Here is a 13,959-nt window from a genome sequence, read left to right as displayed (position 1 = left end):
TTCACTCTCCCGAATTTCTCACATAAATTAGATTGTATCATTTTGAATTATGATTTTTCAATTCCTTTTATCCCGGGCAAGAAAAAAAGTCAAAGCCAAGAGATGCCTGACTTTGACTTTCTAATCATTGAATCAGATTATGAAATGTGTTCTTTTCGGTCAGCTCCGGAAGCGGGGCTGACACTAAAAAGAACTTATTTTTTGTTTTGGTCGTCGTTTACTTCTTCGTATTCAGCGTCGACAACGTTGTCATCCGCTTTGCCTTCAGCGTTTGCTCCGCCTTGAGCTTGCTGTGCTTTAGCAGCTTCTTCATAAAGCTTCATAGAAAGCTCTTGAACGATTGTTTGAAGCTCATCTTTTTTCGCTTTGATCTCTTCAAATTCGTTTTTCTCAATCGCTGCTTTTAAAGCGTCTTTGGCATCGTTGGCTTTTTTCACTTGTTCTTCGTCCACTTTGCCTTCAAGATCTTTTAATGTTTTCTCAGTTTGGAAAACAAGCTGATCTGCTTCGTTGCGGACTTCGATTTCTTCTTTTTTCTTCGCATCAGCGTCAGCATTTTCTTCCGCTTCTTTTACCATGCGTTCGATCTCTTCATCTGAGAGACCTGAAGAAGATTTGATTGTAATGTTTTGTTCTTTTCCTGTGCCTAAGTCTTTTGCTCTTACGTTTACGATACCGTTTTTGTCAATATCGAAAGAAACTTCGATTTGAGGCACGCCGCGCGGTGCTGGCGGGATATCAGTAAGCTGGAAGCGGCCGAGTGTTTTGTTGTCGGCAGACATTGGGCGCTCACCTTGAAGAACATGGATATCAACAGCTGTTTGGTTATCAGCAGCAGTTGAGAACACTTGAGATTTGCTTGTTGGGATCGTCGTGTTGCGGTCGATCAGTTTTGTAAACACACCGCCCATTGTTTCGATACCGAGAGAAAGCGGTGTAACGTCAAGAAGAACAACATCTTTTACGTCACCTGTGATAACGCCGCCCTGAATCGCAGCACCAAGCGCTACAACTTCATCCGGGTTTACGCCTTTATGCGCTTCTTTTCCAGTTTCTTTTTTGATTGCTTCTTGTACGGCAGGGATACGAGTTGATCCGCCGACAAGGATGACTTTGTCGATTTCGCTTGCAGAAAGTCCTGCATCTTGAAGCGCTTGACGGACAGGACCCATTGTGCGCTCTACTAAATGAGAAGAAAGCTCTTCGAATTTAGCGCGAGTTAATGTAAGTTCAAGGTGAAGCGGTCCTGCTTCTCCAGCTGTGATAAACGGTAAAGAAATTTGCGTAGAAGATACGCCGGAAAGATCTTTTTTCGCTTTTTCAGCTGCGTCTTTCAAACGCTGAAGCGCCATTTTGTCTTTTGACAAATCAATGCCGTTTTCTTTTTTGAATTCAGACACCAGATGATCGATGATAACTTGGTCAAAATCGTCCCCACCCAGACGGTTGTCGCCGGCAGTTGAACGAACTTCGAATACACCGTCGCCAAGCTCAAGGATGGAAACGTCGAATGTACCGCCGCCAAGGTCGTATACTAGGATCGTTTGATCTTCATCTGTTTTATCAAGTCCGTATGCAAGCGCTGCTGCAGTCGGCTCGTTGATGATACGTTCTACTTCAAGACCTGCAATTTTACCAGCGTCTTTTGTTGCTTGACGCTCAGCATCGTTAAAGTATGCAGGAACTGTGATAACTGCTTTTGATACTGTTTCGCCAAGATAGCTTTCAGCGTATGATTTAAGGTGTTGAAGGATGATAGCAGACACTTCTTGTGGAGTGTAATCCTTTCCTTCAATTTCAACTTTATAATCAGTACCCATATGACGTTTGATAGACATAATTGTGTTAGGGTTTGTAATAGATTGGCGTTTAGCCACTTCCCCTACTTGACGTTCGCCGTTTTTAAATGCAACAACTGATGGCGTTGTGCGGTTTCCTTCAGCGTTAGCAATAACTTTAGGCTCGCCGCCTTCAAGCACTGCCACACATGAGTTTGTTGTTCCTAAGTCGATTCCGATAACTTTACTCACTTGAATAACCTCCTGCTATGTAATTATTGATTCACTTTGACCATGGAAGGGCGAATGACGCGATCCTTCAGCTTATAGCCTTTTTGCATTTCCTCAACAACAATGTTGGAGCCGTAGTTTTCGTCTTCAGCCTGCATAACAGCTTGGTGCAGATTAGGATCAAATTCCTGCCCTACAGCTTCGATGGCTTCGACGCCTTCTTTTTTCAAGGCTTCTACGAGCTGACGGTGGACCATTTCCATTCCCTGGAGCAAACTTTTCGTCTGTTCATTGTCGGCTTCAACCTGAAGCGCTCGTTCAAAGCTGTCAAGAGCCGGCAGTAAATCAGTCACGATATTTTGAGAACGGTATTTTTGGGACGCTTCCATCTCTAAACGGCTGCGTCGTTTATAGTTTTCAAAGTCTGCTTGAACACGCAAAAGTTTGTTTTCTTTTTCCTCAAGCAAACCTTGCAATTCGTTAATTTGGTTTTGAAGAAGTTCGCTTTCATTTGTTTCTTCCTGCTGTTCATCAGCGGCAGCTTGTTCTTCAATGATTTCTTGCTCTTCTGTTTCGTTTTGTTCAACGGTTTGTTTTTCTTCTGACATTGTGTTCACCTCCCTCAAAGTGTAAGGAGAAGGACAGGTGCTGCCCTTCGATAAAATTTGCCAAAATTCCCTTATTCATCATACAGACTTGTTAATGCTTTTGACAAGTCCGAAGTCACATGCTGAAGCAGGCTGACAACCCTGGAATAATTCATGCGGGTCGGGCCGATAATCGCAATTGAGCCGATCTGCTTCTGGTCTACGGAATAAGAAGCCGTAATCAGACTGCAATTTTCCATCTCTTCATAGTCGTTTTCTTTTCCGATTTTAATCGAAATTCCCGTGTGCGGGGATTGAACCAGCTTTAAAACATCCTGTTCTTTCTCAATTAATGAAAGCAGCGACCGAACTCGGGTGATATCATGGAACTCAGGCTGGTTCAGCATATTGATTTTCCCGCCAAAAAACAACTTTTCAACGTGATTTGTGGAATGAAAGGTTGAACGAAGCGCGTCGAGTATATTGTCATAGTTCTTAATGTGCTGTCTTAGGTACATGACAACTTCCTTAAATATGCGCTCATTCAGTTCATCCATTGGAACGCCGCTTAATCGGTCGTTCAGTATATTGACCAGTTTTTCAATATCAGACAGATCCATTTTGGTCGGAAAGTTAATCGTTTTGTTTTCCACATGCCCCGTATTGGTAACGAGAATCGCTACCGCCATATCAGGCTGAATCGGAATGATTTGAATCTGTTTAAGGTAATTCTCACTCAGCTTCGGCCCGAGTACGATGGATGTGTAATTCGTCAGATCGGACAAAATTTGCGCTGATTTTTGAACTGTCTTCTCCAGCTCGAAAATTTTCTCTTTGAAGATCGAGTGGATTTGGTCCAGGTCGCTTTTCGTCAGTTTGACGGGTGACAGCAAATGGTCAACATAGTACCGATACCCTTTTTCTGACGGAACACGTCCTGAGGATGAATGGGTTTTTTCAATAAAGCCCAATTCCTCCAAGTCAGCCATCTCGTTTCTTATTGTTGCAGAGCTAAATGTGATTTCATCTTTTTTCGAAAGAGTTCTTGATCCCACCGGCTGTGCCGATTTAATAAAATCGTTGATTATAACCTGTAGGATCAGCAGCTGACGATTTGTTAACATCATCATCACCTCTGTTAGCACTCTCAATAAGCGAGTGCTAATTCTATAACAAAAGTATCAAACCACAAGAAAAATGTCAATTATAACTCACCCAAAAAAGCGCCAAAAACTTCATTGCCTAATAATTTCCCTTGATGAGTCAAATAAACGGCAGACTCCGAATTGTGAATCAGCCCTTTTTCAGCGAGGTCTTTTAACACGCTTGGGAAAAGTCCATCCAGGGAGCGGCCGTATTTTTCTGCGAATCGTTTTTTGCTGACACCGGCTGTTTTTCTCAAACCTAAAAACATTTCTTCCTCAATCTGTTCTTCTGTTGTCACTTCATGTGTATCTCTGTACGGAAAACCCTTTTCAGCTATCAGGTCAATGTAATGCTTAACAGGTCCGACGTTCACTGTTCGTGTGCCGCCAATATATCCGTGAGCGCCAGCTCCGAAACCGAAATATTGTTCGTTGCTCCAATACGTTAGATTGTGCTTAGATTCCATGCCTGCCTTAGCAAAGTTGCTGATTTCATATTGATGAATGCCGTGAGCTTCCATCTTGCTCATCACTATTTCATACATTTCAGCTTCCTGCTCCTGCGGCGGAAGATGAAGCCGCCCTTTTTGCATCAAATTATAAAATACCGTTTTCGGTTCTACAATAAGGGAGTAAACGGAATAATGCTCAGCGTCCAATGATAAAGCAGTGTTTATGGAATGTTCCAGATGCTTGAGGGTTTGCCCCGGAAGCCCGAACATGAGATCAAGACTGATATTCTCAAAACCGATTTCCCGCGCTCTTTCAAAAGAGGTGAATACATCTTTTTGCTTGTGCACTCGGCCGATTTTTTCTAACAGATCGTCTTCGAACGTTTGCACACCAAAGCTAAGGCGATTTACGCCTGCTTCTTTTAATATTTTTAATTTCTCTGCGGACAAATCGTCCGGATTCGCTTCAACCGCAAATTCCGATAAGTCGCTTGAGGGCTTTAGCACGCGGTTGATCATATCCATCAGCTTTTTAAGCTGTTCCTCAGACAGGGAGGTCGGCGTGCCTCCTCCGATAAAGATTGTTTTGAGATCAGGCTGCCCGGTTTTTGCTATTGTATTTATCATTTCCTGTTCGAGTGCGTTTAAATACTCGTCGACTGGCTGACTTTGAATAAAATATTTATTGAAATCGCAGTAGTGGCAAATATGCTCACAAAATGGGATATGGATATAAGCTGATTTCAACGGATTCACCTTCTTTACAGAAAGAAGCCGCAGTACAAGACTGCGGCGGCTTCTATTGTTTTTTCGGACTGTCGTCCATTTTCAGAACTGCCATAAATGCTTCTTGCGGCACTTCAACTGAGCCGACCTGCTTCATACGGCGCTTTCCTTCTTTTTGTTTTTCAAGAAGTTTCCGTTTACGCGAGATGTCCCCTCCGTAACATTTAGCCAATACGTTTTTACGCATTGCTTTTATGGTGGAGCGGGCCACGATTTTCTGGCCGATTGCGGCTTGTACCGGAACTTCAAACTGCTGGCGCGGAATGAGTTCTTTCAGTTTTTCAACGATCACTTTTCCCCGTTCATATGCGTAATCACGATGCACGATAAAGGAAAGGGCATCGATTTTTTCACCATTCAGCATAATGTCCATTTTCACAAGCTTGGACGGTTTGTAGCCGATCAGTTCATAATCAAAGGACGCATAGCCTTTAGTGCTTGATTTCAGCTGATCAAAAAACTCATATACGATTTCCGCTAATGGCATATCATAAATGATGCTGACACGGTTTGCGTCTAAATACTGCATATCAATGAAATTGCCGCGTTTTCCTTGGCAAAGCTCCATTACAGCGCCGACATAGTCATTCGGCACCATCATCGTCGCTTTTACGTATGGCTCCTCAACCCTTTCGATCTTTTGAGGATCCGGCATGTTGGACGGGTTGTCGACAACGACCTTTTCGCCGTCTGTCATATACACGTCATAGATAACGCTTGGCGCTGTCGTAATCAGGTCGATGTTGAACTCACGCTCAATTCGCTCCTGAATGATCTCCATGTGAAGCATGCCTAAAAATCCGCAGCGGAACCCGAATCCAAGCGCTTGCGAAGTTTCCGCTTCATATTGAAGGGAGGAATCATTCAGCTCAAGCTTTTCAAGAGCTTCCCTTAAATCATTATACTTCGCTGTATCAATCGGATACAAACCACAGTACACCATCGGGTTTAGCTTGCGGTATCCCGGCAGCGCTTCTTCTGCAGGATTGGCAGCGCTCGTTATTGTATCACCGACACGTGTGTCACCAACATTTTTGATTGAGGCAGTCAGGAAGCCTACATCACCGACCGTCAGTTCATTTGTCGGAGTTGCTTTCGGCGTGAACACGCCCACCTCTGTTACTTCGAATTCTTTGCCGGTTGCCATCATTTTGATTTTTTGTCCCGGCTTTACCGTTCCTTCAACGACTCTGATATAAGCCACGACACCGCGGTAGGCGTCATAAAGCGAGTCGAAGATCAGCGCTTTGAGCGGCGCCTCCGGATCTCCGGTCGGAGCTGGCACCTTTTCTACGATTTGTTCTAAAATCTCCTCAATCCCGATACCGGCTTTTGCTGAAGCAAGCACGGCTTCTGATGCGTCAAGGCCGATAACGTCTTCTACCTCTTGGCGCACACGTTCGGGCTCGGCGCTCGGAAGGTCGATTTTATTGATGACCGGAAGGATTTCAAGATCGTTGTCAAGCGCTAAGTAGACATTGGCGAGCGTCTGCGCTTCAATCCCCTGGGCTGCATCCACGACAAGAATCGCTCCCTCGCAGGCAGCAAGGCTTCGGGATACTTCATACGTGAAGTCGACGTGTCCCGGCGTATCGATTAGATGAAAGATATATTCTTCTCCGTCTTTTGCTTTATATTTAAGCTGAACAGAGTTTAATTTAATGGTTATGCCCCGCTCACGTTCAAGATCCATAGAATCGAGCAATTGTTCTTTCATTTCTCGTTGAGTGATTGCCGACGTTTTTTCTAAAATACGATCCGCTAAGGTCGATTTTCCGTGGTCAATATGGGCAATGATAGAGAAATTCCGTATTCTCGATTGCCTCTCTAAACGCTTTTCTTTATCTGTCACAATCTATCACTCCTACTATTAAACGCAAAATACACTAGCTTAGATTATATCAATAGGATTGTAAAGATTCAATGTAAAACAAGAAAGAGAAAAGTTCCCTATCATATCTGGGTTGCTTTTCTCTTTCACGTACTTATTGATTCATATCCCGTATCCATTCATACATTGACTGGGCAGTATTGGTTACGGTGTCCGAAAGCGCTTTTCCGGCTTTTGAAAACATATTGAATGTCTCCACCTTTTCCAGCTCTTTTTGTTTTTCTACTAAATCTTTTGCCGTGACTGTTTCTCCTAGGATTGAGGCTTCTTTTTCATTATCTTTTCCGTCGGTGAGCGTAAACGCCCCCTTCAGTGAAGGGTCATGATAGCCTTTCATACTCAGCATCCCGTGGTTTGCCTGCTGCATGCCGAACAGAACGCCTAAAAACATGATCGTGACAAGCAGTAAGCACTTTCCAAAGTATGCAATCAAATCAACCACCTATTTCTTATTGTTTTTTCGTCTCCCCGCTCGCTGCGTTGACCTTTTCAGCATCCCAGTACATTTCGCTGAATACGTCCGCGGCCGCGTTAGCCGCACGCTGCAGCTCTTCGAGATTATTATCCACTCCGCCAAACTCGAGCAAAAGCGCTCTATCGGTTAAATCCTGATTGTAAACACCATTATCGCCTGGCGAGCCTTTGGAAAAGACACCTGTGCTAAGTCCGGGGTATTTTTTCTCCATCAGTTTATGAAGCTCACTCGCAATTTTATAGTTTTCTTCGAAGTTTTTGCTTTTTTTCCCGACGACAAAGGCTACCCTGGCATAGCTTTTCCCTTTAATCGTTGCGGTTGTGTCTTTTTTGCGCCGAGAGTCTCTGTGGATGTCAATGATATATTGCAGATTTTTGTTTGAAGCGAGGGCGTCTTTCACGACCGGCCTTGATTCATCATAGGACCTGGCATAGTTTAAGCCTTTTTTATTCAATTTTGACTGTATATCGGTTTTATTCACTGTGGCTCCGATTCCCTGGGATTCAAGCGCTTGTCCGAACATATCTCCTACAAGCGTGACATTGGCTTTAGAATGGCGCGCCATGTCAGGATCGGTCTCGCCTTTTAATAGAGGGAGATATGATTCCGTATTGTGCGTGTGATAGATAAACACGACCTTTTTATCACCTGTTGTTTGTTTCGGCGGATCTTTTTGCGCATTATCTGATTGCGTTTGCTGTTTTTCAATCTCTGCCAAATTCGCTTCTCTTTCTTCCTCCATCACCTTAGACGGCGGCGGCGATTCCGCAGGCATATTCGTATAATCCGTTCCTTGTCCAGCTAACAAAATCTCGGTATCAAATTGTGCAAATCCTGGCAGCTCCCGACCGAGAAAGCTCCGCGGATCTTCGAGGTTAATGCTCGTCGCCAGCTTTAAAGAAAGACGAGAAAGATGAAATGAGCTGTCTGTTTGAGAGAGGTCAGAAGCGAAATAATGGTTTTCCATCTGCAGCAAATGTGCAAATACGTCACCCGGCAATTCTTCAGCAATCCCATAAAAAGAGTCAGACGACGGCCTAAGTTCCGGCCGGAGAGACGTCAGCACACCGGATAGAACAAAAATCACGATAAGGCTTACGATAAATAGAAAGATGGCTTTTACCGCTTTCCCTCCATTTACCGCAACAACAATCTGTCTGTTTCTGCGTTTATTTCTCATTGAATCCCTCCAGCGCTTGTCTAGTAATTACTCTATGAACAAGCTAGAGGAAGTAGAACTGTTTAGTGATTGTAGGAGCCTTTGTTTTCTTGTGACACTTTTTCATGAAGCGCTGTGTTTAATCCGTTCGCTAAAACATTTGCCATATCGTCGATAAATGAATCGACTTCCTTCGGTGTAACCATTAAGTTGTGCCCTAAAGGCGAAAGCACCTCGTGAATGAGCTGCCGTTTTTCATCTTCTTGAAGGGTTCCGACAATACCTAGGAACGATTGGCGCTGCTTTTGATCGGGAAGATCGTCTTCAGTGAGCACTTTCTTTTTCCCAAACGTCATGCCTGCCGGAACAAGCGATCTTGATGGCCTGTTATCCTTCATTTCTCTGCCAAAATGTTTTAATATGTAGTCCACCGTGTCGCTGGCAATTGTCACGGCATCAACTACTGTCGGAACACCGATAGCAATCACCGGAACACCAAGCGTGTCTTTGCTTAAATCTTTTCGTTTATTCCCCACTCCAGACCCCGGGTGAATGCCTGTATCCGATATTTGAATGGTTGTGTTGACCCTTTCCACCGCCCGCGCCGCCAACGCATCAATGGCGATGACAAAATCAGGCTTCGATTGCTCAATCACACCTTTAATAATGTCACTTGTTTCGATTCCTGTTATCCCCATTACACCCGGTGCAAAAGCACTGACAGGCCTGTAACCCTCCTGTACGTTTTCCGGCTGAAGCTTAAACAAGTGCCTTGTTACCAACAGATTTTCTACTGCCATCGGTCCAAGCGCATCAGGTGTCACGTTCCAGTTGCCGAGCCCAACGATCAAACAGCTCGCATCTTTTGAGATATTAAGGTTTTCAAGAAAAGCTGAGAATTCCTCCGCAAAGACAGCAGAGACCTTCTCCTGCATTTCCGAATCATTCTCCCTGATTCCCTGTGCTTCAAGCGTTAAATAGCGCCCTTCTTTTTTTCCCGAAAGCTCTGCGCCTTCCTTTGTAACATCAACTGTGCGGATTTTAATGCCGCCGTGATCACGCTCTTTTTCAATAAAGCCTTTAATTTCTTTTGTCGGCACAGCCTGCTGATTGGCCATTGCTTCCTTCGTTTCCACTGCCAAATCGGTCCGTATCAAATACTGATTCACATCCAGCTCACTCTTTTTCATACAGGGGCCTCCTTCACATTAAGTACCTATATTGTTGCCATTTGCTGAATAAATCATGCTAAAAAGAGAACCTTCAATGAAAAATACTTTACATTTATATTGCAATCTAAAGGTGTGTTTGATAGAATACAATTTGTTCTATTGTGAAGAAGATTTAACCTTAAGACACTGTGCTACAGGTTGTATCTTAGGAGGTGAAACACATGCCAAACATTAAATCAGCGATTAAACGTACAAAAACAAACAACGAACGCCGCGTTCATAACGCGACAATCAAATCTGCTATGCGTACTGCAATCAAACAAGTTGAAGCTTCTGTTGCCAACAACGAAGCTGACAAAGCGAAAACTGCTCTTACTGAAGCAGCTAAACGTATTGATAAAGCAGTGAAAACAGGTCTTGTACACAAAAATACCGCAGCTCGATACAAATCAAGACTAGCGAAAAAAGTGAACGGACTTTCTGCATAATATAAAAACGATCCTCAATAATGGGGATCGTTTTTTTCATTTCTTTTTAACAGCTGTAAAAGGAACAGTTCGAGCAGGAGCTGCTTGTCCTTTTTCCCGGTTTTCATCTCATAGTCCATGACGGCAAGCTGTTCAATAATTAAACGGAGCTCCTCCTCTGAAAAAAGCCTTGCTTGATCCATCGCCAGCTTTACCCGAAATGGGTGAACTTTTAGATTAGAAGCGATTTGTTTTTGTCCGTATCCCTGTTCCGCGAAGTACTTCGTCTGCAGAATCAGCCGGAACTGATTCGAAATAAGCGCCATAATTTTGATCGGTTCTTCATTTTGTTTTAGCAAATCATAAAAAATTTGCAGACTCTCTGTTCGTTTTCGGTTGACGATTTTATTGATCAGCTCAAAAATATTTTGTTCAAGGCTTCTAGCAACAAGCATTTTTACATCATCCAGCGTAATTTCTTCACGATCTCCAATAAACGTGCAGAGCTTTTGAATCTCCTGAAAAATCGATGACAGATGACCGTTCACAAGCAGAACCAAATGCTCCGCCGCTTCCGTGCCGATTGTTTTCTGCTCTGTTTTTGCAAGGTTGACAGTAAAGTCTGTCGTTTCCTTTGCATTTAATTCCTTCGCCTCCATCATAAACGCGTGCTTCTTTAACGCTTTCGTCAGCTTTTTTCGCTCATCAAGCTTTTCATACGGAGCAAGCAGGACAAAGACTGTGTAAGGCGCAGGTGATTGTATATATGATTCAAGCGCACTGACGTTGTGCTCAATTTTTTCTTTTTTCTTTTCACCTGTTAAAAAATATGGATTTTTCACAATGACAAGACGCCGCTCCCCCATAAACGGAAACGTTTCAGCATCTGCAATCGCTTGATCCAGCGGGTCCTCTTCCAGATCAAAAACGGACAGATTGAAATCCTTTGTCTCCTGATCAACGACCGTCTGTCTGATCCTGCTGACGGTTTCTTGCAGCAGATATGTCTCTTTTCCGTATAAACAATAAACCGGATGGACCTCTCCTTTTTTCAGGCTTTTCCACACATCAAATACCATTGTTGTACGACTTCCTCTCTTTCATCATCCCCTTCTATCCTAAATTGAGTTTGCAAAATAGTAAAGAGGAAGCCTGACTGCTGCTTCCCCATTTATATTAAACGCCTGTTCGCAAGCCCCCGGGACAGCTTGTAAAAAGGCGATAATCACCAGAACAGAAAACGTTACCTTAGCTTCTAGATTTTTCAAAACAATTCCATTATACTTAAGTCAGTCAGGAGGGATAAAGTTGAATGATTTTGAAAAAAACGTTCAAAGCAAACGAAATGATGCTGTAGATTCAGCTGTTGGTTTTGTTGTGTCCTTCGGATTTTTCGCCTTCTTGTTTGTCATGGCAACGGTTATTCACCTAGTTGGTTCATAACAGCGACTGCCCGGGCTGCTGATTTCTCGGCAGTCTTTTTTAGTTCGTCTCTGTTATATCTGATGTATCATATGGAGGATAGACAGAAAAGGTTCCAACTCTGTTTTTGTATCTATATTGGATCGTTCCGTTTTGATCTGTTCGCAGCACGCGGATAGAATGTCTCTGTAATAGTTGCAGAACTTTTTGATGAGGATGATGGTACCGATTGTTTTTCCCGGCTGAGATAATGGCCGTTTTCGGCTGAAGCTGTTGGATGAAGTCTTCACCGGTAGAGCCTTTGCTCCCATGGTGCCCCACCTTTAAGACATCTGCTTTAATATTTGGAAACACGTCCATCACCTCCTGTTCCCCTTCTTTCTCCAGATCACCCGTCAAAATCCAGCTCAGAACGCCCGTCTCCATCCACAGAACGAGAGAGGAATTATTTTTGCTTGCCGGATCAGGTGTTTCAGGTGACAGTACATGGAACTGCAAATCCTTTATTTGCAACACATCGCCTCGCTTCACCTCTTCAATTGTCACTCCCTCTTTTCTGGCTGTCTGCAGCACTTTCTCATCTTTAGGTTCAGAAACGAACCCTTTCGGAATCACGAGGCGCTTTACTTTATGATGCTTCAGCAGAGTCTCCGCCTCTCCGATATGATCTTGGTCAGCGTGCGTCAGGATTAAAGCGTCAAGCTGTTTGATTCCCTTAGCAGTTAAAAACGGAATCAGCACCTTTTCCCCCAGTGAAAACGGATGCTGTTTTTCGCGCCAAGGCTCTGACGAGTAAGACAAAGTGCCGCCGGTATCAATTAAGACACGACCCCGCTGATGCGGAGCACCTACAAACATGCTGTCACCCTGTCCAATATCTATCATATCCACTTCTCCTTCGGAACTAAGACACGGATATATAAAGAGCAGAAACAGCACCGTGCAGCAAATGCCTCCGGTTACCATCAACTGCGACAAGGAGCGTTTTTCAATCGCCATAAGCAATAGGATGATCGCAACCGTGAATAAAAAAAGCAAAACAGGGGCAGGATGTGCGATCATAATCGTGAACACATCAACATCTGCAATGTTTGTGATTAGCCTATTGGTCCAGCTTATCAATAAATCAAACCAGCTGAAAAACAATCTCCCAAACGAAGCGGAAAGACTTAATAGAAGAACACCTGCTACAGCTCCCGGCAAAATACAGAAGGTATAAAATGGTACCATCAACATATTCATCGGTACGCTGATGATAGAAAACTGATGAAAATGATATAGAAGAATCGGAAGCGAGCCCAGCTGAGCGATGAGTGATACAATTGTCAGCTGTCCCAAGGAGGTTTTAACCTGCTGAAAAATAGAAGAGGATAGAATTAAAGAAAAACTGACGGCGAACGATAGCTGAAAACCGGCTTCAAAGAGATGATAAGGATTGAAGAGCAGAAGGACGATGTATGAAAGGCAAATTGCAGTTGCAGAGTGGACACGCCATTTGACAAGGCTTCCAGCTAAGTAAACACCCGACATGAGAGCGGCGCGTAGCACTGAAGGAGCAGCGCCGGTCAACATCACATAGAGTGGCAGAAATAACAGCAACAGAATTGACGCCTTTTCTCTAGTTATACCAAGGCGAATCATGATATAAAACAAACCTGCTGTCAAAATCCCCACGTGGAGTCCTGATATTGCCAAGAGATGGACAACACCAAGCTTTTGATACGCGGTAAGCACTTCGTCCTCCACATAAAATCTGTCACCGACTGTAAGTGCCTGTACAATTCCTGCCGAATCAGGAGGCAGAAGGCTGTTTGTGAATGATATGATATGTTTTCTCAAGCTGAGCACCTTGTACTTAAAATTTTCAGGTTCACTGCAGTTTTGGATAGACGTGACAGAGTAGTTCCAATGAATATGCTGCCGATAAAGATACTCGTTATAATCAAATGCACCCGGCACAGTTGCGTGATTCGGTTCTTCCAATGTACCAGTCAACTCACATGACATTCCTGGTTCTATGTATAACAGCTGTTCTTTTTCACCAGCAGACTGAATGCGATACGCAGCAGCCCATTTTTCCTTATCAGGTGTCTTAACCATCATAGACATACGGTCGCCGTCAATTTTGGGAATAGTGTCAATCACTGCCTTGAATTGATAGGTTCCCTGCCGATAGGAAGAGACATTCTGAGAATCTGTGACTGCATACAGTACAAAAAACAATATAAAAGAGAAGAAACAAACAATAATGAGAAAAGCGTGCCTCGTTTTGATTAAAATGATGAGGAGAAAGAGAATGAAAAGAAAAATAGCGGGGAAATAAGCGGCGGCAGTAATTCCAGCCGTTGCCGAAGCTGCCGCCATAGGCAATAACAAACGCGAATTACGCATTCA

At 43.7% G+C, this 13,959-nt stretch carries 13 protein-coding genes; 2 read left to right on the top strand and 11 right to left on the bottom strand.

What is annotated here, in order from left to right; all coding sequences use genetic code 11:
* Positions 1–194 precede the first annotated feature (194 nt).
* The 8 genes from dnaK to gpr form a co-directional block, all read right to left on the bottom strand.
* On the bottom strand, positions 195–2,030 hold the full coding sequence (dnaK, locus tag BGM23_RS09340; protein ID WP_004398786.1) for a molecular chaperone DnaK: 1,836 nt from the start codon (positions 2,028–2,030) through the stop codon (positions 195–197).
* Positions 2,031–2,053: 23 nt separating this feature from the next.
* Positions 2,054–2,617: a nucleotide exchange factor GrpE gene (gene grpE / locus BGM23_RS09335; RefSeq protein ID WP_003230005.1), complete on the bottom strand. Its 564-nt coding sequence runs from the start codon at positions 2,615–2,617 to the stop codon at positions 2,054–2,056.
* Positions 2,618–2,688: 71 nt separating this feature from the next.
* Entirely contained in the window at positions 2,689–3,720 is a 1,032-nt protein-coding gene (gene hrcA, locus BGM23_RS09330; protein WP_003246126.1) for a heat-inducible transcriptional repressor HrcA, read from the bottom strand.
* An 80-nt stretch (positions 3,721–3,800) separates the two neighbouring features.
* Entirely contained in the window at positions 3,801–4,940 is a 1,140-nt protein-coding gene (hemW, locus tag BGM23_RS09325) for a radical SAM family heme chaperone HemW (RefSeq protein WP_004398764.1), read from the bottom strand.
* A 52-nt stretch (positions 4,941–4,992) separates the two neighbouring features.
* On the bottom strand, positions 4,993–6,831 hold the full coding sequence (gene lepA, locus BGM23_RS09320; protein ID WP_003229999.1) for a translation elongation factor 4: 1,839 nt from the start codon (positions 6,829–6,831) through the stop codon (positions 4,993–4,995).
* 133 nt (positions 6,832–6,964) lie between these two features.
* Entirely contained in the window at positions 6,965–7,303 is a 339-nt protein-coding gene (locus BGM23_RS09315) for a YqxA family protein (RefSeq protein WP_004399162.1), read from the bottom strand.
* Positions 7,304–7,319: 16 nt separating this feature from the next.
* A complete protein-coding gene (gene spoIIP / locus BGM23_RS09310) occupies positions 7,320–8,525 on the bottom strand; it encodes a spore autolysin SpoIIP (RefSeq protein ID WP_003229993.1) in 1,206 nt (401 codons plus the stop codon).
* A 62-nt stretch (positions 8,526–8,587) separates the two neighbouring features.
* Entirely contained in the window at positions 8,588–9,694 is a 1,107-nt protein-coding gene (gpr, locus tag BGM23_RS09305) for a GPR endopeptidase (RefSeq protein ID WP_003229991.1), read from the bottom strand.
* A gap of 203 nt (positions 9,695–9,897) precedes the next feature.
* Here gpr and rpsT point away from each other — a divergent pair, with 203 nt between their 5' ends.
* Positions 9,898–10,164, top strand: a complete 267-nt coding sequence (gene rpsT / locus BGM23_RS09300; RefSeq protein ID WP_003229989.1) for a 30S ribosomal protein S20 — start codon at positions 9,898–9,900, stop codon at positions 10,162–10,164.
* A 14-nt stretch (positions 10,165–10,178) separates the two neighbouring features.
* Here the strand turns inward: rpsT and holA are convergent, their stop codons facing one another.
* Both holA and BGM23_RS21850 read right to left on the bottom strand, forming a co-directional pair.
* Positions 10,179–11,222: a DNA polymerase III subunit delta gene (holA, locus tag BGM23_RS09295; RefSeq protein ID WP_003229987.1), complete on the bottom strand. Its 1,044-nt coding sequence runs from the start codon at positions 11,220–11,222 to the stop codon at positions 10,179–10,181.
* A 39-nt stretch (positions 11,223–11,261) separates the two neighbouring features.
* Positions 11,262–11,411, bottom strand: coding sequence for a hypothetical protein (locus BGM23_RS21850; RefSeq protein ID WP_003229985.1), 150 nt, complete (start codon positions 11,409–11,411; stop codon positions 11,262–11,264).
* A gap of 40 nt (positions 11,412–11,451) precedes the next feature.
* Between BGM23_RS21850 and BGM23_RS09290 the strand changes: the two genes are divergently transcribed.
* Positions 11,452–11,586, top strand: coding sequence for a YqzM family protein (locus BGM23_RS09290; protein ID WP_003229983.1), 135 nt, complete (start codon positions 11,452–11,454; stop codon positions 11,584–11,586).
* 39 nt (positions 11,587–11,625) lie between these two features.
* Here BGM23_RS09290 and BGM23_RS09285 read toward each other — a convergent pair whose 3' ends face one another.
* A complete protein-coding gene (locus BGM23_RS09285; RefSeq protein ID WP_046663619.1) occupies positions 11,626–13,956 on the bottom strand; it encodes a DNA internalization-related competence protein ComEC/Rec2 in 2,331 nt (776 codons plus the stop codon).
* Positions 13,957–13,959 lie beyond the last annotated feature (3 nt).

The sequence above is a fragment of the Bacillus sp. FJAT-14266 genome (assembly GCF_001719225.1).
Taxonomy (GTDB): Bacteria; Bacillota; Bacilli; order Bacillales; family Bacillaceae; genus Bacillus; species Bacillus subtilis.
The sequence above is the reverse complement of the archived record's forward strand: the minus strand, read 5'-3'. Positions and strand labels throughout refer to the sequence as shown.